This is a genomic window from Stenotrophomonas maltophilia group sp. msm4 (assembly GCF_032025605.1).
In the GTDB taxonomy this organism is placed as follows: domain Bacteria; phylum Pseudomonadota; class Gammaproteobacteria; order Xanthomonadales; family Xanthomonadaceae; genus Stenotrophomonas; species Stenotrophomonas sepilia.
On sequence record NZ_JAVSKK010000002.1, the window covers coordinates 423161 to 446616 of the forward strand.

Below are 23456 nucleotides of genomic sequence, written 5' to 3' on the forward strand. Positions count from 1 at the left end.
GCTGACATGCCGAACTACCGCTACAAGGCGCTCAATCCGCACGGTGAGGTCTTCGACGGGCAGATGGAGGCGGCCAGCGAGGCCGAGCTGATCGCGCGCCTGCAGGACCAGGGCCACCTGCCGATGGAGACGCAGCTGGCCGACGCCGGCGCGATCGGCGGCAGCAGCTGGCGCAACCTGCTGCAGCAGCGCCCGTTGCAGGGCGCTGCATTGCTGCAGTTCACCCAGCAGCTGGCGACCCTGCTCGGTGCCGGCCAGCCGCTGGACCGCGCGCTGTCGATCCTGCTGGGGTTGCCCGAGGACGAACGATCGCGCCGCGCGATCACCGACATCCGCGACGTGGTGCGCGGCGGTGCACCGCTGTCCACCGCGCTGGAACGCCAGCATGGGCTGTTCTCGCGGCTGTACGTGAACATGGTGCGCGCCGGCGAAGCCGGTGGCAGCCTGCATGAAACCCTGCAACGCCTGGCCGACTACCTCGAGCGCAGCCGCGCGCTGCAGGGCAAGGTCATCAACGCACTGGTCTACCCGGCCATCCTGTTGGTGGTGGTGGGCGGCGCGCTGCTGTTCCTGCTTGGCTATGTGGTGCCACAGTTCGCGCAGATGTACGAGAGCCTGGACGTGGCGCTGCCGTGGTTCACCAATGCGGTGCTGCAGCTGGGCCTGTTCGTGCGCGACTGGTGGGTGCTGCTGCTGGTGGTGCCGGCGCTGGTGGTGCTGTTCTTCGAGCGCAAGGCGCGGCAACCCGCGTTCCGGCTGGCGCTGGATGGCTGGCTGCTGCAGCGCCGTGGCATCGGCCGTCTCGTCGGTGAACTGGAAACCGCGCGCCTGGCGCGCACGCTGGGCACCCTGCTGCGCAACGGCGTGCCCCTGCTGGGCGCACTGGGCATCGCCCGCAACGTACTGGGCAACCGCGCGCTGGCCGCCGATGTGGAAGTGGCCGCCGATGAAGTGAAAAATGGTGCCGGCCTGTCGCTGGCACTGTCGCGCGGCAAGCGCTTCCCGCGCCTGGCCCTGCAGATGATCCAGGTCGGCGAGGAATCCGGCGCCCTCGATACCATGCTGCTGAAGGCCGCCGACACCTTCGAACAGGATAGTGCCCGGCGCATCGACCGCCTGCTGGCGGCGATGGTGCCGGCGATCACCCTGGTGCTGGCCTCGGTGGTGGGCGCGGTGATCGTGGCCGTGCTGGTGCCGCTGTACGACCTGACCAATGCCATCGGTTGACGATGGCACTCCCTGCAACCCCGACACTCCGCAACTGAAAGGACCGTCCATGATTGCCCGTCGCCGACCGATCCGCCTTTCCTTCACTGCCGCGCGCAACCAGTCGGGCATGAGCCTGCTGGAAATCATCATCGTCATCGTGCTGATCGGCGCGGTGCTGACCCTGGTCGCCAGCCGCGTGCTGGGCGGTGCCGACCGTGGCAAGGCCAACATCGCCAAGGCGCAGGTGCAGACCGTGGCGTCCAAGATCGACAACTACCAGATCGACACCGGCAAGCTGCCCGGCTCGCTCAATGACCTGGTGACCGCACCGGCCGGTGTTGGCGGCTGGCTCGGCCCGTACGCCAAGCCGGCCGACCTGAACGACCCGTGGGGCCACGCCTTGGAATACCGCGCACCGGGCGAAGGCCAGCCCTATGAGCTGGTCAGCCTGGGCAAGGATGGCAAGGCCGGCGGTAGCAGCGTCGACGCTGACATCCGCTACCAGCCGTAACCGCGCATGACGTATTTCCTGCCGCGCCGGTTGCCCCACCCGCGCCTGCACGGCAGGCGCGCGGCGGGACTGTCGCTGCTGGAAATGCTGCTGGTGATCGCACTGATCGCGGCGATCGGCCTGATCACTGCCGCCGGCCTGTCGCGCGGCTTCGCCGGCATGCAGCTGCGCAGCGCAGGCAAGGACATCGCCAGCCAGCTGCGCATGGTGCGCGCGCAGGCGATCGCCCGCGGTGAACCGCAGCGCTTCGTCATCGAGCCGGCGCGGCGGCGCTGGGAAGGCGCCAACCAGCGCCACGGTGAGGTGCCCGCACAGCTGCAGGTGCAGTTCGAAGGTGCCGCACAGCTGGCCACCGCGCCGGGGCAGGGCGTGATCGAATTCCATCCCGATGGTGGCTCCAGCGGTGGCCGCATCCGGTTGCAGCGCGACGGCGCCGAATGGCGCGTCGACGTCGGCTGGCTCACTGGCGAGGTCCGCTCCGGCCCCTGGCGGGCGCAATGAAGCGGCGCGCGCGTGGCTTCACCCTGCTGGAAGTGATCATCGCCTTCGCCCTGCTGGGCCTGGCGTTGACCCTGCTGCTGGGCAGCCTGTCCGGCGGCGCAAAACAGGTGCGCGATGCCGAGTTGCGCACGCGCGCGGTGCTGCACGCCCAGTCGTTGCTGGCCGAAGCCGGTGTCGACACGCCGCTGCAGGTGGGCAGCCAACAGGGTGACTGGGAACAGGGGCGCTATCACTGGGAACTGCAGGTTCAGCCGTGGGTGGAGCCCCGCGCCGGCACTGTCGGGCAGGCGACCTCACCGGGTACTGCATGGCTGGCGGAGCTGCAGTTGCAGGTGCGCTGGGGCGACAGCGAACGCGAGCAGCTGCGCTGGCGCAGCCTGCGCCTGTTGCCGCCCGACCTGGAGAATGCCCGGTGAGGCGCCGCGCCGCAGGGTTCACCCTGGTCGAAGTGATGCTGGCCACCGTGCTGCTGGCCGGCGGCCTGGCGTTGGCCTTTGCCAGCGTGCGCTCGGCGATGGCGGTCAGCCAGCGCGGCGAGCAGATCGCCGCCGAAAGCGAACGCATGCGCGCGGTGGAATCGTTGCTGCGCAGGCAGCTGGCGGCTGCGCTGCGCACGCCGCTGGAAGTTCCGGATCCCACCCGCGAGCCGGTCTTCTTCCAGGGCGAAGAGCAGCGCATGCTGTTCGCCGCCGACCTGCCCGGCTACCTCGGCCGTGGCGGACCCTACCTGCATGCGCTGCAGGTCGACGGACACGATGGCCACCAGCGCCTGCTGCTGGAGCTGGTGCTGCTGCAGGAAGGCGAGCGCATCGCCGAGAACCCGCCGCGCCCGCCCGAGGTGCTGGTGGAAAACCTGAAGTCGGTGCAGCTGCGCTATCGGGGTATCGATGCCAGCACCGGGCAGGTGACTGACTGGATGCCTCGCTGGGACGACACCCGCCGCCTGCCGATGCTGGTGGAGATCCAGATCGCGCCGGCCCGGGGTGCGCCGTGGCCGCCGCTGGTGGTGGCGCTGCGCGCCGGTGGCAGCGGAGGCGCGCGATGAGGCGTCAGGGTGGGGCGGCACTGGTGCTGGTGCTGTGGCTGATCGCGTTGATGACCGCGCTGGTCGGCGCATTCGCGCTGAGCGCACGGGTCGAACACCTGCAGCAGCGCGTGCTGGATGACGATGCACGCGGGCAGGAACGTGCGCGCGCCGGCCTCGAATATGCACTGCTGCGCCTGTCGGCCGATCCGCAGCGGGCGCCCTGGCGTGCCGATGGCCGGACCTATCGCTGGCAGTTCGACGACGCCAGCATCGAGATCAAGGTGCTGGACGAGAACGGCAAGATCAACCTGAACCTGGCCGATGCCGCGCTGCTGGCCGCCTTCCTCAAGGCACTGGGTGAAGACGATGCACAGGCCCGGCAGCTGGCCGGGGCCATCATCGACTGGCGTGACGAGGACAGCCTGCTGCAGCCGGGCGGTGGTGCCGAAGCGCAGGACTACGCCGCAGCCGGGTTGCCCTATGGCCCACGCAACAAGCGGTTCGAGACCCTGGGCGAGCTGCAGCGCGTGCTGGGCATGCGCGGCACGCTGTACCGGGCGATGTTGCCGCACCTGACCCTGTACAGCCGCCAGGCGCGGCCGGATCCCCAGTTCGCCGGCGCACCGGTGCTGACCGCACTGGGCCTGGATGCGGATGCCGTGCTGGCGCAGCGCGCCCAGCAGGAGCGTGATGCAGATTCCGCTGGTGGTACGACAACGCTTGCCAGCAGCAGCGGCACCTATAGTATCGAGTCCGCTGCCATCGACAGCAGTGGACGCAGGTCGGTGTTGCAGGCAGTGATACGCAGTGGCTCGGGCGGGGTTCCCGGGCGGACCTACACAGTGCTTCGCTGGGAGCAGGGAATGACAGCAAGATGACGGCGTGGCAGGACAGTCTGCGGCAGGTGCAGGGCCGGATCGGCCCGGGCGCTGGCCGTTTCCTGCGCTGGTGGCGGCAGTCGCTGCTGGCCTGGGTACCGGTGCGCTGGCAATGGGCGTTGGGCTGGGGCCAGGCCCGCCTGTTGCTGCAGCCTGAGAGCGACCAGCTGCAGGTCTGGCGTGAGGCCGGTGAACGCCGCGAAGTGGTGGCGCGCCTGCCGTGGCCGCTGTCGCCGGTGGAACTGGACCGGGTACTCGAGCCGCGCCTGCGCAGCCTGCCCCGGGTGTGGCTGCTGCCCGCGGCGGATGTGCTGCGGCGCACGCTGCGCCTGCCCGCCGCGGCGGCCGACCGCCTGCGTGCCGTGGTCGGTTTCGAGATCGACCGGCAGACCCCGTTCGAAGCGTCCCAGGTCAGCTATGACGTGCGTGAACTCGGCGCGGGCGGTGAAGGGCAGTTGCAGGTCGAACTGGTGGCGTGGCCACTGCGGCAGCTGGAAGCATGGCGCATGCGGGTGGGCCAATGGGCCGATGCGCTGGCCGGCGTCGATGCCATCGATGCGCAGGGCAACGTGTTGCAGGTGAACCTGCTGCCGCCCGCGCAGCGCCAATTGCGGCCAGACCCGATGCGGCGCTGGAACCTGCTGCTGGCAGCGGCATCCGTCGTGATGCTGGTACTGGCCGCGGTGCAGTTGCTGGACAACCGCCAGGCCGCCGCCGACGAACTGCGTGCGCAGGTCGAGCGCAGCGCGCGCAGCGCGCGTGGCGTGGCCAGCGAACGCGCGCAGCTGCAGGCGCTGATCGATGGTGCTGCATTCCTTGAGAAGCAGCGCAGCCAGCGCGCCGGTACGGTGGAGATCTGGAACGAACTGACCCGGCGCCTGCCGGAAGGCACCTACCTGGAAAAGCTGGCGATCGAGAACAACAACCTGCAGCTGATCGGCCTGAGCCGCGAGGCATCGCAGCTGGTGCAGCTGCTGCAGGACGCACCGCAGTGGCGCAAGGTCAACCTGACCGGGGTGCTGCAGGCCGATGGCGCGGCCAGTGGCCGCGACCGCTTCACCATGACCGCCGAACTGCAGCCGTTGCCGGCCGCAGCACCGACCCCGGAGGCGGCCGATGCCGATGCCAAGCGCACGCCGTGATCGCTGGTTGGCGCTGGCACTGCTGCTGGCAGTGCTGGGCCTGGCCTATCTGCTGCTGGTGCACCCCTGGTTCACCCAGCCGCTGCGTGCGATCGACGCCGATGTCGCCGCCCTGCGCGAACGCGAGTCGCGCGTGCAGGCGCAGCTGCAGCAGCAGCCGCAGATCGAACAGCGCCTTCGCGCTACCCGCGAGGCACTGCAGCAGCGGCCAGGCTTCCTGCGCGAAGCCACCGCCGAAGCTGCCGCCGCTGCATTGGGCGCCCGGCTGCAGGATGCGGTAGCGATGGCCAGCCCGGGCAACCGCAGCTGCACCATCAGCAACCGCACGCCGCTGACCGACAACCGGCGCGATGCCGAGTTCGTGCGCGTCGCCATGCAGGTGCGCCTGCGCTGCGGCGTGGCCGAACTGGCCACCGTGCTGCACAGCCTCGAAACCGGCAGCCCCCGCCTGTTCGTCGACAACCTCAACCTGATCGCGCAGCGCTTCCAGCAATCGCCGAACGAATCGGGGCTGGGCCTGGATGTGTCCTTCGAGCTGGCCGGCTATCTGCTGCCAGGCGCCGCCGCCGATGGCACGGTTCCGGCGCCCGCTGCAGCGCCGACGCCGGCTGCTTCGCCGGCCGAGGCCACGCCGGCGCCCCAGCCGGCGCCCCCGTCCGAAGGGCAGGAGGTGGCCGATGAAGCTTGAGCAGATCAGCCTGCGTACCGGCTTCCTGCTGGCACTGGCCGGCTGGGCGGCGGCGGTCTGGCTGGCAACCGTCTTCGGGCTGGGCAGCCAGCTGCCGGGCGCCGACGGTGATGCCGACGCCGCGCCATCGCTGCCATCGCTGCCGCCGCTGGCTGCAGAGCGCATGGCCAGCGCCGACAGCTACAGCGCGATCGGAGAGCGCCCGCTGTTCGCCGAAGACCGCAGGCCGCGGCCCTATCTGCTGGGGGGCAGCGAACCGGCGGCCAGTGCCGCGTTGCGCCTGACCGGCGTGCTGCTGACCGGCGATTTCGGCATGGCCACCTTCACCACCGAACAGAACCGCTCGCTGCGCCTGCGTCTCAACGGCGAAGCCGTGGATGGCTGGCAGCTGGTCGCGCTGCAGCCGCGCCAGGCGACGGTGATCGGCCCCGGTGGCAACCAGGTCCTGGAACTGGCCGTGTTCAACGGCCAGGGCGGTGAGCCGCCGACGGTGCTGCGCGGTGCCAACGGTGTACCGCCTGCAGGTGCGATCGTTGTGCCGCCTTCGGCGGGTGCTCCGCCGGCGCCGTCCCCGGTCGCGGCCACCCCTCCGACGCCGCCCGCCGGCAATGCCCCCACACCTGCGGCGTCAGCTGCAAAAACACCACCGGCCAACAACAACGGTCCTAGCGAAGCGCAGATGCAGGCCATCCGCGAACGCATCCAGGCCCGCCGCCGCCAGCTGCAGCAACAGCAGCAACAACCGTCGCCGCCCCCGGGCGATGGCACCAACCGATAGAGTGAATGCATGAACCTGCGTTTTCTTCCCTGGTCCTTTGCCCTCACGCTGCTGGTCGGCTGCAGTACGGTGTCCGCGCCGCACGTGCAGCGCAACGGCAACCTGTCGCCCAGCGCCGCTGCCGGCCAAGCGGCCGACGTCGCTGCTGATGCCGCCCGCGAAAGCCAGGGCGCACCGCAGGCGGTGATCCGTCGCGGCACCGGCACCATGATCAACCGTGAGGCCGCGCGCGCACCGGCCCCGGCGCTGCATGGCGCCAGCACCGGCGAGGCCACCTTCAACTTCGAAGGCGAATCGCTGCATGCGGTGGTCAAGGCCATCCTTGGCGACATGCTTGGCCAGAACTACGTGATTGCACCGGGCGTGCAGGGCACGGTGACCCTGGCCACGCCCAAGCCGGTCTCGCCGGCGCAGGCGCTGAACCTGCTGGAGATGGTGCTGGGCTGGAACAACGCGCGCATGGTCTACAGCGGCGGCCGCTACAACATCGTCGCCGCCGACCAGGCGCTGGCCGGCACGGTCGCGCCGAGCACCGCGCCGGCGGCCAGCGCACGCGGCTTCGAGGTCCGCGTGGTCCCGCTGCAGTTCATCTCCGCCACCGAGATGAAGAAGGTGCTGGAGCCGTATGCGCGTCCCAACGCCATCGTCAATGTGGACAGCGGCCGCAACGTGATCACCCTCGGTGGTACGCGCGCAGAACTGGAAAACTACCTGCGCACCGTCGAGATCTTCGACGTCGACTGGTTGTCGGGCATGTCGGTGGGCGTGTTCCCGATCCAGTCGGGCAAGGCTGAGCAGGTCGCGGCCGACCTGGAAAAGGTGTTCGGCGAAGAGAGCAAGACGCCCAGTGCTGGCATGTTCCGTTTCCTGCCGCTGGAGAACGCCAACGCCGTGCTGGTGATCACGCCGCAGGTACGCTACCTGGACCAGATCCAGCAGTGGCTGGATCGCATCGACACCGCAGGTGGCAGCGCCCGCCTGTTCTCCTATGAGCTGCGCTACATCAAGGCACGCGATCTGGCCGAGCGCCTCAGCGAGGCCTTCGCCAGCAGTGGCAACCGCGGCGCCTCCAGCCCGGCCTCGCTGGCGCCAGGCGCCATCCCGTCGCAGCTGGGCGGTGACGGCGATCGTGGCATGGACAACAACAGCAGCACCCTCGGCTCGACGCTGGGCGGGAGCAGTGGCAGTGGCAGCAGCAACGGCAGCCTGAACCTGCCGCAGCGCCAGCCCGGCAACGTCAGTGTCAGCCTGGAAGTGGAGGGCGACCGCGTCGGCGTGTCGGCGGTGGAGGAGACCAACACCCTGCTGGTGCGCTCGACCCCGCAGGCCTGGCGCTCGATCCGCGAGGTGATCGAGAAGCTGGACGTGATGCCGCTGCAGGTGCACATCGAGGCACAGGTGGCCGAAGTCGCGCTGACCGGTGACCTGAAATACGGCGTGAACTGGTTCTTCGACAACGCCGTGGCCGGTCGCGCGCTGACCGGCGCACTGGCGGGCCTGACCCTGCCGCCGGCAGCGGGCGGTTCGTGGAATACCTTCGCCGGCGGCGTCACCGGCAACGATGGCGTGGGCTGGGCGTTCACCGGCCACAACGCGGCCGCCGTGGTCAGCGCGCTGGACAAGGTCACCGACCTGCGCCTGCTGCAGACACCGTCGGTGTTCGTGCGCAACAACGCCGAGGCCACGCTCAACGTTGGCGACAAGGTGCCGATCAACACCACCACGGTGAATACCGGCGTGGGCACCAGCACCTACAGCTCGGTGCAGTACATCGACACGGGCGTGATCCTCAAGGTGCGCCCGCGCGTGACCCGCGATGGCACGGTGTTCCTGGATATCGTGCAGGAGGTCAGCAGCGCCTCCGACGTGCCGGACGCCTGCAACCCGAACGAACGCAACTGCAATCCGCGCATCTCGACCAAGAAGCTGTCCACCGAAGCGGCGGTACAGAGCGGCGACACCATCATGCTGGCGGGCCTGATCACCGACTCGGCCACCGATGGCAGCAGCGGCATTCCGGGCCTGAGCAGGATCCCGGTGGTCGGTGCGTTGTTCGGGCAGAAGACCCGCACCAGCCGTCGTTCGGAGGTGATCGTGCTGCTGACCCCGACCATCGTCCGCAACAACCAGGAATCGCGCAACCTGACCGATGAGTACAGCAAGCGCTTCCGCGCGATGGAGCCGCTGAACCAGCCGCGCGCGAAGAAGTAAGGGGTTACGGCCGGGCGGCGCCCGGCACCCGCAGAGGCCAGAGCAACGGCAACAGCCAAAGCAACAGCGGGTTTACTGAGGGATGGCGGGGCACTGTGGGTTTGCGGGGACGCCGTAAACCCATCCATGAAGTGACCCCCGGGAGTTGGACATCAGATCCGACCCCGAGGGATACATGAACAGATACGACGCGCGTTTCAAACTGCAGGTCGCCAAACAGGCCTGCAAGACCTCCACATCGGTCAAAGCCGTTGCTCGTCGCTACGGCCTGGAGTTCTCCACGGTCAGGCGCTGGGTGGCGACCTATCGGCTGCATGGTTGGCGGGGATTTCATCGCCAGTCCCAGTCCTATGACCTCGCATTCAAGCTGGCTGTCCTGAAGAAGATGGGCCAGGACGGCATGTCCGGGCGGGAGGCCACCACTTACTTTCAAATTGGCGATGCCGGCGCGGTGGGTCGGTGGCGTCGCCTGTATGCTCAAGGCGGTGCCCAAGCGCTGGCACCACCTCCGCCGCCGCCCCGAAAGCCGATGAAAAAGACCCGTTCGTCCAAGCCACCTGAGGAAATGAGCCGCGATGAGCTGCTCAAGGAAGTTGCCTATCTGCGTGCGGAGACCGACTACCTAAAAAAACTCGATGCCTTGATCCGGGAAGAGCAGGCGGCGCAGGACGCAAAGCGCAAGCCATCCAAGGATTGAGGCAGGTTCATACGCTGTCGCTTCTGCTCGAAGCGGCAGAGCTGTCACGCAGTACGTTCTATTACCAGAACCATGTCCTGGCCCATCCGGATCAGGATGAGGCAGCCCTGTGCGAGCGCATCCGGGCAATCTACGATCAAAGCCAAGGGCGCTATGGGTATCGCACGGTGACGCTGGAACTGGCCAATCAGGGCCATCGGACCAATCACAAGCGGGTACAGCGCCTGATGGGGGAGATGGGCCTGAAATCACGGGTACGCGTGAAGCGCTACCGGTCCTTCAAAGGGCGCCAATGTTGTGGTTGGCAATGACCTCAATCGCCAGTTCCATGCCGAGCGGCCCAACCAGAAGTGGGTGACTGACGTCACCGAGTTCAAGGTGCAAGGCATGAAGCTGTACCTGTCGCCGATCATGGACCTCTACAACGGTGAAATCGTGGCTTATCAGATCAAGCGCCAGCCTGTGTTCGATCTGGTAGGTCAGATGCTGGAGGAGGCCATCAAGAAGCTTTCGCCGGATGAGCGGCCAATGATCCACTCCGACCAGGGCTGGCAGTACCAGCATGAGAACTACCGGCACATGCTGGAAAAGCACTCGTTGAAGCAAAGCATGTCCCGACGTGGCAACTGCTTGGACAATGCGGCAATGGAAAGCTTCTTCGGGACGCTGAAGTCGGAGTTCTTCTACCTGAACAGCTTTGACAGCATCGAAAGCCTGGAGGCCGGGCTGGTGGAGTACATCAAGTACTACAACCAAGAGCGAATCAGATTGAAATTGAAGGGGCTAAGCCCGGTAAAGTACCGGGAACAGGCCCAAGCAGCCGCCTGACCCCACCGTCCAAGTCTCGGGGGTCACTTCACCATGGGGGCTTGGTCGCCGCATCCATGCGGCTCACACCCCGCAAACCCACAGTGCCCGCCTTCGACAGTGTGCTGCTGTTGGTAGGTGTCGACCTTGGTCGACACGGTAGATCCACGCCATGCGTGGATGACTGTCTGTCAGATTTCGAAATCAGAAAAAGGGGTCAGATCCGTTTTCCAGAGGAAAACGGATCTGACCCCAGCTTTTGCTGGCAGAGCGAAGAAATCTGTCGAAGGCGGGGTGGGTCCGGTTGCGGGGGCGTCCGCGGCATGGATGCCGCGGCCAAGCCCCAAGGATGGGTTTACGGCGTCCCCCGCAACCGGACCCACCCCGCCATTCCAAGGATAGCCGGCTTCTGCTGTTGCTTCGGCTCCGGCCTCTGCAGGCGCCGGGTGCAACCCGGCCGATACCCTCCCGGTGCTACGCTGTGGCCACCGACAACCACGGAGGCGGGATGGGGGCGATCGTGTTGTTGCCGCTGTGCGTGGACGATGCCGCGCTCGACCGCTGCCTGGCCGCACTGGATGCCGGCACCGCGCCGGGCACCGCGGTCTGGCTGGCCGATGACGCGCAGGCAGGGCCGCGTGCGCAGGCCGTGGTCGAGCACTGGTTGGCGCATACGCCGCTGCAGGCCGAGTACACCCGGCGCGCGCGGCCACTGGGCGAGGTTGCCCATCTGGATGAGATGCTGCGCGCCTGCGATGGCCTGGACGTGGCCGTGCTGGCGCCGGACAGCGTGCCGTCGCCCGGTTGGTTGCAGCAGTTGCAGGATGCCTTCGCCCGCGATGCCGCCATTGCCACCGCGACCCCCTGGTGCAATGCCGGCGAGACCGCGGCGTGGCCACGGCTGGGCGAGATCAATCCCGAACCCCATGACCCGGCCTTGCTGGCGCATACCTGCGCCACGTTGCCGACGCTTCACCCGGAGCTGCCATCGGCGGTCACCCACGCGGTGCTGGTACGTGGCAACGCTCGCCGCCGTGCCGGTGGCCTGGACGTGGACAGCTATGCCGGCTGGAATGCCGCGCTGGTCGACCTGAGCCTGCGCATGGCGGGCCTGGGGTGGCGCAACGTGTTGTGCGAGACCGCGTTCGTCGGCCGGGCAGGAGAGGCGGTCAGCCGCGATGGCGATCTGGAGGCCCTGGCCGCGCGCTGGCCGGCCTGGGTGCCGCGGCTGGCCGATTTCCTGATGCACGATCCACTGCACGGTCTGCGTGCCGACCTGCAGCAGCGCATGCGGCAGGCGATAATGCCGAAGGAACAGGGCGACCTGTTTGTCCCGCCCGCGCCGGAGCCTCCCGTTTGAATGCAACCATTGCCGCCATCGTCGTCACCTACCAGAGTGGCAGCACCATCGATGCCTGCCTGTCGCGCCTGCGCCAGGCGCAGGACATCGCCGAGATCCGGGTGATCGACAATGGTTCGCTGGATGGCACGCTGGACATCGTGCAGCGGCATGCCAGCCATGACCCGCGCGTGCGCTTCGTCGGCAATCCGGACAATCCCGGCTTTGCCGCCGCCAACAACCAGGGCGTGGCCGACTCGCACAGCCCGTGGCTGGCCTTCATCAACCCGGACCTGATGATTGAGCCGGACACCCTGACCGAACTGCGCAGCCGTGGTGAGGTGCTGGGCGATTGCCTGCTGGGCGTGGAGCAGGTGGACGAGCACGGCCACGCCGATGAAGCGGTGCGCCGTCGCGATCCGGATTTCCTGCTGATGCTGCGCTCGCCGGGCAAGGGCTCGAAGCTGGCGGTTCCGCGCGATCCACACCAGGCCGTGCAGCCCGTGCCGGCGTTGTCCGGTGCGCTGCTGATGATGCCGCGTACCCTGTTCGAGCGCATCGGTGGCTGGGATGCGGGTTACCGCCTGCATGCCGAGGACCTGGATCTGTGCCGCCGCGCACGCGAGGCCGGCGCGGTGGTGGCGATCGCCAACGACCTGCAGGTTACCCATGTGCGCGGCGTCTCCAGCCGTTCGCGGCCATTCTTCGTGGAATGGCACAAGCACAGGGGGCTGTGGCGTTACTTCCAGAAGTTCGAGGCCAGGCAGCGCTCGCTGCCGGTACGCGTTGCGGTGTGGGCCGCGATCTGGGCGCATGCGGCGATGCTGGTGCCGAGGCTGCTGCGCAGGTCGCTGTAGCGCCGCAGGAGCATCCACGCATGGCGTGGATCTACCAATGCTGTTCCCCGTGAGCCGAGCGTGGCCGCAGGCACCCCGGTTCACCCTGCCGGGCGCATAATCCGCTCCATGCCTATCATCCAGTCCCTGCTCGACACCGACCTGTACAAGTTCACCATGATGCAGGCGGTGCTGCACCAGCACCCCGGCGCCCAGGTGCAGTACCGGTTCAAGTGCCGTACGCCCGGCATCGACCTGGCCCGCTACATCGACCAGATCGACGAAGAAATCGACCACCTGTGCAGCCTGCGCTTCAGCGACGCGGAGCTGGACTACATGCGTGGCCTGCGCTTCGTGAAGCCGGATTTCGCCGATTTCCTCGGCCTGTTCCACCTCGACCGCAAGTACATCCAGCTGCGCGCGTCGACGGCCGTGCCCGGCGAGATCGAACTGGACATCACCGGCCCGTGGCTGCACACCATCCTGTTCGAAGTGCCGCTGCTGGCGATCATCAACGAAGTCTGGTTCCGCAACACCACCACGGCCGACTTCGCCGAAGGCGAGCGCCGCCTGCAGGCCAAGGCCGCGCTGCTGCGCGATACCCCCGGCTTCGAACAATGCCGCATTGCCGACTATGGCAGCCGTCGCCGCTACTCGCGTGACTGGCACGCGCGGCTGCTGCCGCTGCTGCGCGATGCACTCGGCCCGCAGCTGGTCGGCACCAGCAACGTCCACTTCGCGCGCCTGTACGGCATGACCCCGCACGGCACCATGGCCCACGAGTACCTGCAGGCGTTCCAGGCGCTCGGCCCGCGCCTGCGTGATTCGCAGGTGGCGGCACTGGAATCGTGGGCGCGCGAGTACCGTGGCGATCTGGGCATCGCGCTGTCCGACGTGGTCGGCCTGGACGCGTTCCTGCGCGACTTCGACATGTATTTCTGCAAGCTGTTCGACGGTGTGCGCCATGACTCCGGCGATCCGTTCGACTGGGGCGACCGCATGCTGGCGCACTTCCAGCAGCGTCGCGTCGATCCACGCAGCAAGGTGCTGGTGTTCAGCGATGGGCTCGACATCGCCAAGGTCATGCGCCTGTACGACTACTTCCGCGGTCGCTGCCAGGTCGCGTTCGGCGTCGGCACCCACCTGACCAATGACCTGGGCCCGACGCCGCTCAACATCGTCATCAAGATGGTCCGCTGCAACGGCCAGCCGGTGGCCAAGCTCAGCGATTCGCCCGGCAAGAGCATGTGCGACGACCCGGGTTACCTGGCCTACCTGCGCCAGGTCTTCGAGCTGCCGCCGGCGTAAATACGTCGGCTTACAGGTAGTCGACCACCACCAGGTAGGCGCCCTGCAGCGGCTGCTGCTTCGAAGCCTGCACGCTGTAACGCTCGGAGAAGGCGATATCGCCGGCGCGCATCGCGCTGGCCGACACCGACAGCTTCTGGCCCTGGCGCTTGCCATCGCGCAGCATCGCGGCCTGGCCATCGGCCAGTGCCGTCACTTCCACCGTCGAGCCCTTGGCCGACGGCGGGCAGGCCGCCAGGCTCAGCTCACCCTGGGACAGGTTCGTCGTGCAGCCCGGCTCGGCGATGCGGCCGCTGAAACGGATGCTGCCGCTGCTGGCCTGGGCCAGCGCACTGACGGACATCAGGGCCACACACAGCAGAATGGAATTCCTCATGACACGTTCTCTGGTTCGGTGTGTCCTAGTTAGCGACAGGATCGATCCGCCTTTAATAGGACAAATCCGAATCTGCTAGGGCCATCACCAAGAAAGAGTGATGCGCATCAAATAAGGTGATTTCCGCCTGAAAAATGCCTGTTTCCGCGCCTGCCGAACGCGCCTCTCAACGCGTCATCCACGGTCGTCCGCGAGCTGGCGGCCCCGTCGTCAAATCTTCCACGCGTCCCAGGTGCTGATTCCGCCTATCACGTCACATTTAGGGCGTCAATGAATTGGCGTTCAGAAAAATAATGAGACTTTCATCACAGTTGTGCATATACGTGCGTCACGGATTCAGGGGAAGGTATGTCCGAGTCCGGCCACAGGTGAGACGCAAGGATGGGTCTTGTTAGCCCGGCAGTGCTCCTTGCTTCCTCCTCTACTTCTCATCTCTTCAGTAGGGTTAGGTAAAAGCGAATGCACAAGATCAACCTCATTGCCGCTCTGATGCTGGCCGCCGCTCCGCTGGCCGCCAACGCCGCCGACGGCACCATCACCTTCAATGGCAAGGTGACCGACAAGACCTGCACCATCTCGACCCCGGGCGGCAAGGACTTCGCCGTGACCCTGCCGACCGTGTCGAAGAACACCCTGGCTACCGCCGGTGCCGTTGCGGGCCGTACCCCGTTCGCCATCAACCTGACCAAGTGCAGCGCCGGCAACGTCGCCACCTACTTCGAGCCGGGTTCGACCGTCGACTTCAACAGCGGCCGCCTGGTCAACCAGGCCTCGGCCAACGCTGCCACCAACGTGCAGCTGCAGCTGCTGGGCTCGAACAACCAGTTCCTGCCGATCAAGGCTGCCGGCGCTGGCCTGGCCCAGACCAACTCGCAGTGGGTCACCGTCGGCACCGACGGCTCGGCCGACCTGAACTACTACGCTGAGTACTACGCCACTGCCGCCGCCACCCCGGGCGACGTCACCAGCAGCGTCAAGTACACGATCATCTACAACTGATCGTAGCTGTACCCGCATTGGCCGGCGTACGCGCCGGCCAGTGCTCCGCGGCCCCCGGGCCACACCCCTCGAGCGTAGTACTTCCGATGAAAGCACTCTTTCCCCGGGCGCTGCTGCTGGCAGCGTTCACGCTGCCCCTCTGCCAGAACGCACTGGCCGGCGTGGTGGTCAATGGCACGCGGGTGATCTACCCGGCACAGGCGCGCGAAGTCACCGTGCAGGTCGACAACGTGGGCGACTCGCCCGCACTGGTCCAGGCCTGGATCGACAGTGGCGACGCCAACCAGACCGCCGATACCAGTGATGCTCCGTTCGTGCTGACGCCGCCGATCGCGCGCGTCGAGCCGGGCCGCAGCCAGGCGCTGCGCCTGATCTTCTCCGGCGCACAGCTGCCGACCGATCGCGAGACGGTGTTCTGGCTCAATGTGCTGGACGTACCGCCGTCGCCGGACAACGCCGACAGTGGTGACCAGAATTACCTGCAGGTGGCGTTCCGTTCGCGCCTGAAGCTTTTCTACCGGCCGCAGGGCCTGAAGGGCGTCGCCAACGACGCACCGGCAGCGCTGCGCTGGACCCGCAATGGCGACCACCTGCGGGTGGAAAACCCGAGCCCCTTCCACGTCACTCTGGCCGAAGTGCATGCCGTGACCGGCAGCAGCGAAAAGGCCGTCGAGGACAAGGGCGCGATGGTCGCGCCGAAGCAGAGCCTGGAGTTCGCCGCACCGGCGGGCACGCAGCAGGTGCGCTTCATCACCATCAATGATTACGGCGGCCGGGTCGAGCACACCGTCCGCCTCGACAGCACCGGGAGCTGAACGCGCCGCGCCGGCCAAGGGCCTGCGCATCCCGCCACCGCCGCCGTGCGGCGAATTGAAGGAATGTCAGTGTGATCGGAAACAGATTGACATTGTCGATCCATCAGGCGCTTTGCCTGCTGGTTGTTGGCGCGGCCTGCCCAGGATGGGCGCTGGCTGCACCGGCCAATCTCGGCGAACAGGCGCTGATGGCGCAGAGTGGTGCGGCCAATGCGCGTGCACCGGAATCGGCCCAGTTCAATTCCAGCTTCCTGTCCGGCCAGGCCAAGCAGGTCGACCTGGCGGCCTTCAGCAACGGCAACCCGATGGTGGCCGGCAATTACCGCGTCGACGTCTACGTCAACGGCGCCTGGCAGGGCCGTCGTGACCTGCAGTTCAAGGCCGATGCACAGGGCCGTGTCGACGCCTGCCTGCCGCTGCCGATGCTGGAAGAAATGGGCGTGGACAGCGAGGCCGTGCTGCTGCAGCAGGACCCGACGCTGCCGACCGACACGACCAGCTGCGTGCCGGTGCAGCAGCGCATGGCCAATGCCTATGGTGTCTACGACAGCGGCAACCTGCGCTACGACCTCAGCATCCCGCAGGTGTTCCTGCGCCGCGAGGCGCGCGGCTACGTCAACCCGGCGCTGTGGGACCGCGGCATCAATGCCGGTTTCGTCGGCTACAGCTTCAATGCCATCGACAGCAACAGCCGTGTCGAAGGTGGCCAGCGCAACCGCAGTGCCTATCTCGGCCTCAATGCCGGCCTGAACCTGGGCGGCTGGCAGTTCCGCCACGACTCCAACCTGACCTGGTCCGAGGGTGACGGCCGCCATTGGCAGAGCATTGCCACCTACGCACAGCGCGGCATCCCGCAGGTGCGCGGCATGCTCACCATCGGTGAGGCCTACACCACGGGCGAGCTGTTCGACTCGATCGGCTACCGCGGTGCCAGCCTGGCCAGTGACGACCGCATGCTGCCCGATTCGCTGCGCGGCTACGCGCCGGTGGTGCGCGGCATCGCCGAGACCAACGCGCGCATCGAAGTGCGCCAGAACCAGCAGCTGATCTACTCCTCCACCGTTTCGCCGGGCAACTTCGTCATCGACGACCTGTACCCGACCGGCTACGGCGGCGACCTGGAAGTGAGCGTGATCGAGGCCGACGGCCGCCGCCGCGAATTCAAGGTGCCGTTCGGCTCGGTGCCGCAGATGCTGCGCGAAGGCGTGTCGCGTTACTCGCTGACCGCCGGCCAGGTGCGCAACAAGCTGCTGGCCGACGAACCCTGGCTGGTGCAGGGCACCTACCAGCGCGGCATCGGCAACCAGCTGACCCTGTACGGCGGCAGCGCGCTGAGCGATGGCTACCTGTCGCTGCTGTACGGTGTCGGCCTGTCCACGCGGGTCGGTGCCTTCGCGGCAGACGTCACCCATGCACGCACCTCGTTCGACCACTACGGCAGCCACACTGGCGCCAGCGTGCGCTTGAGCTACAGCAACATGATCGGCGAGACCGGCACCAACCTGACCCTGGCCGCCTACCGCTACTCGACCGAAGGTTTCTACAGCCTGCAGGACGCGCTGTATGGCCGTGACTCGGACAAGCGCGGCATCGATCCGACCACCCGTGGTCGCCAGCGCAGCCAGTTCCAGGTGACCTTGAACCAGCCGCTGGGCCGTCGTGGCGGTGCGCTGTACGTGACCGGCTCGGTGCGTGACTTCTATGACCGCTCCGGCACCTCCAAGCAGTACCAGGTGGGCTACAACAACGCCTGGCGTTCAGTGAACTACGGCTTCTCGGCGCTGCGCACCGAAGAAGGCGTGCTCGGCCGTTCCGACACCCAGTACCTGCTGTCGATGAGCGTGCCGCTGGGCCGTGGTACCCACCCGGTGTCGTTCAGTGCCGATCTCGGCGTGCGAGACCGCGGTGGCTACGACAACAGCCGCGTCGGCATCACCGGTTCGGCCGGCGTCGACAACAACTTCAGCTACGGCGTGGCCCTGTCCGATTCCCGCGAGGGTGGCACTACGGCGGTCGGCAATGCCGAATACCGCAGCCGCTACTCCGCGTTGAATGCCACCTACAGCCACTCGCGTGATTTCCGCCAGGCCTCCGTCGGTGCCAACGGCAGCGTGGTGGTGCATCCGGGCGGCTTCACGTTCACCCCGCAGCGTGGCGACACCATGGTGCTGGTCGAGGCCCCGGGCGCGCGCGATGCGATCGTCAGCAACGCCCCGGGCCTGCGCGTCGATGGCCGCGGCTACGCCGTGGTGCCGTACGTGTCGCCGTACCGCCTCAACACCGTCACCCTCGATCCGCAGGGCATGGCCCACGACGTCGAGCTGGAAAGCACCAGCCAGTCGATCGCACCGTTCGCCGGTGCCATCAGCTACCTGCGCTTCGATACCCGCAAGGGCAACGCGTTGCTGATCCAGGTACGCAACCCGGATGGCCGCAGCATGCCGTTCGGTGCACAGGTCAAGGATGAGCAGGGCCAGCCGGTCGGCATGGTCAGCCAGGGCGGCCGCCTGTACGTGCGCAGTGAAAACAACCAGGGCCGCCTGCTGGTGGAGTGGGGCGCCGGTGCCGACCAGCGCTGCACCATCGATTACCAGGTTCCGGCGGGCGCCGATGCGTCCAAGACCGGCTTCATCCCGCTGGAGGCAGCATGCCGATGATTTCTTCCCGTGGCCGCAAGGCGCTGACGGCCCTTGTACTGCTGGGTGGCGCACTGCTGGCACAGCAGGCCAGCGCGTCGTGCCGCATCCAGTCCAGCTGGTTCACCGCGCAGGACGTGACCATGGACATGGGCCAGATCGTGATCCTGCCCAGCACGCCGGTCGGTGGCGTGATCAAGGAGATCAGCGAGCCGATCAACCAGCAGAACAGCGTGGCACGTTGCGACTGGTCCGGTGGCCGTTCCATTGGCGAGTACGTCAACGCCGCGCAGAAGCGTCCGGTGGCCGGCTTCTCGAACGTCTATGAAACCGATGTGGCGGGCGTGGGTATCCGCCTGTACCGGGACTCCGGTGCGATCCAGACCTACTATCCGCACACCATCAATTTCGGCAGCAGCAGCACCATCTCGCTGGTGGGAGGCACGTTCCGCATCCAGCTGATCAAGACCGCTGCCCAGACCGGCTCGGGCGTGATCGCGCCGAACGGCCGCTTCACCACCTACTACTTCGACGGTGATGGCCCCGGTCGCCCGGTGCTGACCTCGACCTTCAAGGGCTCGGGCACCACCGTGGTCAGCCCGACCTGCGAAGTGCAGGCCGGCAGCCGCAACATCGCCGTCGACTTCGGCAGCGTGCCCAACACCACCTTCACCGGTGTCGGTTCGCGCGCGGTCGATCGTGATTTCGAGATCCGCCTGAACTGCCAGGGCAGCAATGTTGCCGCCTACCAGAGCAAGATCGGCATCCGTCTCGATGCCGACCAGGACAGCTCGAACATGCCGGGCGTGCTGAAGCTCAGCGCGGCCACCAACAGCGCCACCCGCATCGGCATCCAGATGGTCCAGCGCGTTGGCACCACCGAGCGCGAAGTGCGCTTCGGCCAGACCATCAACGTCGGCACCACCGCGCCGGGGACCAGCGTCATGGCGCTGCCGCTGCGTGCGCGCTATGTGCAGACCCAGGCTGGCACAGTCGGCGCAGGTGTCGCGAACGGCCAGGCCACCTTCACCATCCAGTACGAGTAAGGCCGCCCGGGCGGCTGCCCCTGCTGCGTTCCGCCGCAACGTCGCCCGTCCCACGGGCGGCGTTGACTGCGTCTTGATCTTCCAACGATGAAGATCACTGCCACGACGCACGTACCATCAATCTAATGTGATGGACGTCGCGAATTTGGAGTTTCCTCATGAGGTGACCGTCTCCTGCCTGCGGGCATTGGGCGGGAACGCCGAAAGGATCCAGACGTGGCTACAGCTACTGGCATTCTCCAGCACGGTCCTTCCGGAGCACCCCGGTGAAGGTCCTGTCGGTGTTCGGCACCCGACCGGAAGCGATCAAGATGGGGCCGCTGGTGCGCGCCCTGGCCGAGGCTGCGGACATCGAATCGGTGGTCTGCATCACCGGCCAGCACCGGGCGATGCTCGACCAGGTGATGTCGCTGTTCGAGATCACCGCCGACCATGACCTGGATGTCATGGTGCCCAACCAGACCCTCAATGGCCTGTGTTCCAGGCTGTTCGAGCGGCTTGACGCGCTCTACACGCAGGTCCGCCCGGATCGCGTGCTGGTGCACGGCGATACCACCACGGCGATGACCGCCGCCCTGGCCGCGTTCCACCACCGCATTCCGATCGGCCATGTCGAGGCCGGCCTGCGTACCGGCGACATCAACCGGCCATGGCCGGAGGAGATGAACCGGCGGGTGATCGACGTGGTCGGTCATCAGCTGTATGCACCTACTCCCGGCTCGCGCGCCAATCTGGCCCGTGAGCATCTGGGCGGGCAGATCCTGGTCACCGGCAACACCGTCATCGATGCCCTGCAGCAGACCGTGCAGCGCCTGGATGCCGATCCGGCACTGCGTGCCCAGGCCGACGAACCCTTCCACATGCTCGACCCCGGGCGCCGCCTGCTGCTGGTCACCGGCCATCGCCGCGAGAGCTTCGGCCAGGGCTTCGAGGACATCTGCCGTGCGCTGGCCGAACTGGCCCAGCGGCCGGACCTGCAGGTGCTGTACCCGGTGCACCTCAATCCGAACGTCCAGGCACCGGTCAACGCACACCTGGGCAACCTCGACAACGTGCACCTGGTGCCGCCGCAGGACTACCTGCGCTTCGTGCGCCTGATGCAGCGCGCCGACGTCATCCTCACCGACTCCGGTGGCGTGCAGGAAGAAGCGCCGGCATTGGCCAAGCCGGTGCTGGTGATGCGCGACGTCACCGAGCGCCCGGAGGCGGTCGAGGCCGGTGTGGTGACGCTGGTCGGGACCACGCCCTCGCGCATCGTCGAGGGGGTCAATGCGGCCTTGGCACAGCCACCGCAGCCGACCCGTTTCGACCCCGATGGCAGTCCCTATGGCGACGGCCGCGCCAGCGCCCGCATCGTCGCCGCCCTGCGTGGCGCTCCTCTTCCCGAGTTCTCGCCCGGTCTCCGCAGCGGCGGTGCCGCCCACCACCCTCTCCATGAAGTGACGCCATGAGCCAGACCGGCCGCTGTCCCCTGTTTGTTTCCGCCGCCGCGTTCGTCCTGTCGTGCGCGGTTGGCAGTGCCCACGCCGCCGACAGCGTCGCCGGCCAGTTCGCAGAATGGAGCGGCGACAGCACGGTGAGCCGGCAGATGACCCTGCGCGAACTCGGCTTCCGCCAGCCGCTGGTACTCAGTGGGCAGGAGAGCCAGCGCGAGGTCTACCTGCCGGTGCCGGCCGGTGTTGCCACTCGCGATGCGCAGCTGCAGCTCGATGGCCGCTATGTGCGTGGCCACGCCGGGCGAACTTCAGGCCTGTGGTCGGTGGATGGCGATCCGATCGCCGCGCGTTCGATCACCGATGCCCAGGGCGATGCCAGCCAGCTGCTGGCCATCGATGGCGAACCCCGCCAGAACGGCTTCGTGCGGGTCGGTGTCGGCTGGTGGTCGATCGTGTCCGACTACCAATGTGCCGACCAGAGCGCGCCGGCCAATGTGCTGCGGTTGTCGCCGGATTCGCGCTTCAGCTACCGCTTCGATGGGCGTGCCGTGGATACCGTCGCCAAGGCCTGGGGCGCGCTGCCACCGCGGGTGCGCCTGCTGGTGGAGGGCAAGGCGCTGCAGGCGCCAACCTATGATGCCGCCTGGCGCATTGGTACCGCGTTGCAGGCCGGCGGCAAGCAGGTGCAGGTGGTGGCGCTGCCCAAGGTCGGCGACAGCGTCGACCTGGCCGGCATCAGCGTCCCGGCCAGCCTGCAGGGCGTGCCGGCCTATGCAGCGCTGGCTACGGGCGAACGCGTGCACGCGATCAAGGATCTGGCCGAAGTGGGGGCGCTGCTGTCGTTGCGTGACAGCGGGCCGCTTGCCGCCGATGTGATGATCGGCAGCGAGGCATTGCGCGCCGGCGTACGCGCAGCGCTGGACGCGCTGGCCGCACAGGTCGGCGCGGCGGGCACCGATGCGGGCGCAGCGTTTGCTGCGTGGCGCGGTACTGACATGAGCGGCCTGGAGAAGCCCGCCGCCAACGCTTCGGTCAGCGTGGTGGCCGTTGCGGGCCGTCCGACGCTGGTGGTCGACCCGGCGGCAGCGGGCAAGGTGGCCGGACTGTTCGCCGAACAGTGGCGCAGCTATGCGCTGGGCCGCAGCCTGCAGGTCAGCGCAGCAGGAACGCCCAAACTGGACGGTGACCAGGTACTGCTGAGCCGGCTCGGAAACATCGCCGGAACCATGGATGTGGTGACCCGTGCCGACCGCAGCGCCAGCTTCGATCTGGGCACGCTGTCGGCCGATGGCCGCCTGCCCGAGCAAGTGGTGATCGATGTCTCGGCGGCCCCCAATGCGGCGGGTCAGGGCGCGGTGGCCACGATCTACCTCAACGACTACCTGCTGGGCGGCAAGGTGCTGTCGGCCAACGGCCAACCGCAACGGCTGGTGGCCAAGGTACCGGCCTACGCGCTGTCGGCGCGCAACGAGATCCGTGTCAGCTTCCTGCGCCAACCGGCACGCCCCTACTGCCACGATCCGGCGACCGGCTATCCAGTCTCGATCCTGCCCAGCAGCCACCTGACCCTGGCCAGGCGCTCGCTGGGCAGTGATTTCGTCGGTGCCAGCAGCCAGCTGTCACGCGGCAACCAGGTGTTCGTGCCCGGCGCCTGGCTGCAGGATGCACCGGCCTCGCTGGGCAAGGTCATCGCGGTGGCCAGTGCAGTGGGCGCTTCGCCGGAGGTGTCGGAACTGAAGGTGGTCGACGCCGGTGCCGCGGTCAGCCCGGGCGCGCCATGGCTGGCCTTCGGCGTTGCACCGGCCGGTGTCGATGTGGCCGGCCTGAAGGATGGCCGCCTGCGCGTCGGTGGCACGTCGCAACCGCTGCTGGATGTCAGCGGCCTGGATCACGCCGCGGTGGTGCAGGTGGGTTCGTCCGGCGGCCAGCTGGGCGTTCTCTACAGCGACCTCGGCGCACAGGCACCGTCGTTCAGCGCACCGTTCCGGTTGCTGCGCGGCGATCTGGCCGTGCTTGACGGCACTGATGTCGTGCGCGAATTCGACCGCCAGGATCCTTATGGCACTCGCCTCGCGCACGACGGCAATCCGCAATCGAAGTGGGAACGGCACATGGTCTGGTTGCTGCTGCTGGTTGGCGTGATCGTATTCGCGCTGCTGGCCGCCCGCGTCACCCAGGTGCGCCGCCGCAAGTCCGCCAACGCAGGACATTGATCC

At 67.5% G+C, this 23456-nt stretch carries 20 protein-coding genes and 1 pseudogene; 20 read left to right on the plus strand and 1 reads right to left on the minus strand.

Annotated elements, in window-relative coordinates; genetic code table 11:
- Positions 1-6: 6 nt before the first annotated feature.
- The 14 genes and pseudogenes from ROV93_RS11010 (at position 7) to pncB (ending at position 13932) form a co-directional block, all read left to right on the plus strand.
- Positions 7-1227 carry a type II secretion system F family protein gene (locus ROV93_RS11010; RefSeq protein WP_072168883.1) on the plus strand — a complete coding sequence of 407 codons (1221 nt, stop codon included), beginning with the start codon at positions 7-9 and terminating at the stop codon, positions 1225-1227.
- 49 nt (positions 1228-1276) lie between these two features.
- A complete protein-coding gene (gene gspG / locus ROV93_RS11015) occupies positions 1277-1720 on the plus strand; it encodes a type II secretion system major pseudopilin GspG (RefSeq protein ID WP_005415225.1) in 444 nt (147 codons plus the stop codon).
- 6 nt (positions 1721-1726) lie between these two features.
- Positions 1727-2221, plus strand: a complete 495-nt coding sequence (locus tag ROV93_RS11020) for a GspH/FimT family pseudopilin (RefSeq protein WP_049417201.1) — start codon at positions 1727-1729, stop codon at positions 2219-2221.
- Entirely contained in the window at positions 2218-2637 is a 420-nt protein-coding gene (locus tag ROV93_RS11025; protein ID WP_061478437.1) for a prepilin-type N-terminal cleavage/methylation domain-containing protein, read from the plus strand. Before ROV93_RS11020 ends, ROV93_RS11025 begins: the two co-directional genes overlap by 4 nt.
- The gene (locus ROV93_RS11030; protein WP_072168885.1) at positions 2634-3266 is read left to right on the plus strand and encodes a type II secretion system protein J; all 633 of its coding nucleotides are present in this window, start codon (positions 2634-2636) and stop codon (positions 3264-3266) included. Before ROV93_RS11025 ends, ROV93_RS11030 begins: the two co-directional genes overlap by 4 nt.
- Complete coding sequence (locus tag ROV93_RS11035) at positions 3263-4126, plus strand: type II secretion system protein GspK (protein ID WP_072168886.1); 864 nt, start codon at positions 3263-3265, stop codon at positions 4124-4126. Before ROV93_RS11030 ends, ROV93_RS11035 begins: the two co-directional genes overlap by 4 nt.
- On the plus strand, positions 4123-5268 hold the full coding sequence (locus tag ROV93_RS11040) for a PilN domain-containing protein (RefSeq protein WP_005415230.1): 1146 nt from the start codon (positions 4123-4125) through the stop codon (positions 5266-5268). Before ROV93_RS11035 ends, ROV93_RS11040 begins: the two co-directional genes overlap by 4 nt.
- Positions 5249-5956 (plus strand): type II secretion system protein GspM, encoded by a 708-nt coding sequence (gene gspM / locus ROV93_RS11045; protein ID WP_231352742.1) that lies wholly within the window; start codon positions 5249-5251, stop codon positions 5954-5956. Before ROV93_RS11040 ends, gspM begins: the two co-directional genes overlap by 20 nt.
- Complete coding sequence (locus ROV93_RS11050; protein ID WP_072168888.1) at positions 5946-6734, plus strand: general secretion pathway protein GspN; 789 nt, start codon at positions 5946-5948, stop codon at positions 6732-6734. The genes gspM and ROV93_RS11050 overlap by 11 nt, the downstream gene beginning before the upstream one ends.
- A 9-nt stretch (positions 6735-6743) precedes the next feature.
- Positions 6744-8945: a type II secretion system secretin GspD gene (gene gspD, locus ROV93_RS11055; RefSeq protein ID WP_072168889.1), complete on the plus strand. Its 2202-nt coding sequence runs from the start codon at positions 6744-6746 to the stop codon at positions 8943-8945.
- Positions 8946-9120: 175 nt separating this feature from the next.
- Positions 9121-10470: pseudogene (locus ROV93_RS11060) on the plus strand (IS3 family transposase).
- A 487-nt stretch (positions 10471-10957) separates the two neighbouring features.
- Positions 10958-11809: a glycosyltransferase gene (locus ROV93_RS11065; protein ID WP_065196237.1), complete on the plus strand. Its 852-nt coding sequence runs from the start codon at positions 10958-10960 to the stop codon at positions 11807-11809.
- Positions 11806-12645: a glycosyltransferase family 2 protein gene (locus ROV93_RS11070; protein WP_072167822.1), complete on the plus strand. Its 840-nt coding sequence runs from the start codon at positions 11806-11808 to the stop codon at positions 12643-12645. The genes ROV93_RS11065 and ROV93_RS11070 overlap by 4 nt, the downstream gene beginning before the upstream one ends.
- A 108-nt stretch (positions 12646-12753) precedes the next feature.
- On the plus strand, positions 12754-13932 hold the full coding sequence (gene pncB, locus ROV93_RS11075) for a nicotinate phosphoribosyltransferase (protein ID WP_005415236.1): 1179 nt from the start codon (positions 12754-12756) through the stop codon (positions 13930-13932).
- 10 nt (positions 13933-13942) lie between these two features.
- Here the strand turns inward: pncB and ROV93_RS11080 are convergent, their stop codons facing one another.
- Positions 13943-14308 carry a hypothetical protein gene (locus ROV93_RS11080; protein ID WP_072167823.1) on the minus strand — a complete coding sequence of 122 codons (366 nt, stop codon included), beginning with the start codon at positions 14306-14308 and terminating at the stop codon, positions 13943-13945.
- A 459-nt stretch (positions 14309-14767) separates the two neighbouring features.
- Between ROV93_RS11080 and ROV93_RS11085 the strand changes: the two genes are divergently transcribed.
- From ROV93_RS11085 to ROV93_RS11110, 6 genes are all read left to right on the plus strand, one after another.
- Positions 14768-15307: a fimbrial protein gene (locus ROV93_RS11085; RefSeq protein ID WP_005415238.1), complete on the plus strand. Its 540-nt coding sequence runs from the start codon at positions 14768-14770 to the stop codon at positions 15305-15307.
- An 86-nt stretch (positions 15308-15393) separates the two neighbouring features.
- Complete coding sequence (locus tag ROV93_RS11090; RefSeq protein WP_072167824.1) at positions 15394-16122, plus strand: molecular chaperone; 729 nt, start codon at positions 15394-15396, stop codon at positions 16120-16122.
- Between the two features lie 92 nt (positions 16123-16214).
- Positions 16215-18779 carry a fimbria/pilus outer membrane usher protein gene (locus tag ROV93_RS11095; RefSeq protein ID WP_088496284.1) on the plus strand — a complete coding sequence of 855 codons (2565 nt, stop codon included), beginning with the start codon at positions 16215-16217 and terminating at the stop codon, positions 18777-18779.
- Positions 18770-19804 (plus strand): fimbrial protein, encoded by a 1035-nt coding sequence (locus ROV93_RS11100; RefSeq protein ID WP_061478426.1) that lies wholly within the window; start codon positions 18770-18772, stop codon positions 19802-19804. The genes ROV93_RS11095 and ROV93_RS11100 overlap by 10 nt, the downstream gene beginning before the upstream one ends.
- Before the next feature lie 266 nt (positions 19805-20070).
- Positions 20071-21255 (plus strand): UDP-N-acetylglucosamine 2-epimerase (non-hydrolyzing), encoded by a 1185-nt coding sequence (gene wecB, locus ROV93_RS11105; RefSeq protein ID WP_053498091.1) that lies wholly within the window; start codon positions 20071-20073, stop codon positions 21253-21255.
- Positions 21252-23453 (plus strand): hypothetical protein, encoded by a 2202-nt coding sequence (locus ROV93_RS11110; RefSeq protein WP_180890812.1) that lies wholly within the window; start codon positions 21252-21254, stop codon positions 23451-23453. The genes wecB and ROV93_RS11110 overlap by 4 nt, the downstream gene beginning before the upstream one ends.
- The last annotated feature ends 3 nt before the right edge of the window (positions 23454-23456 follow it).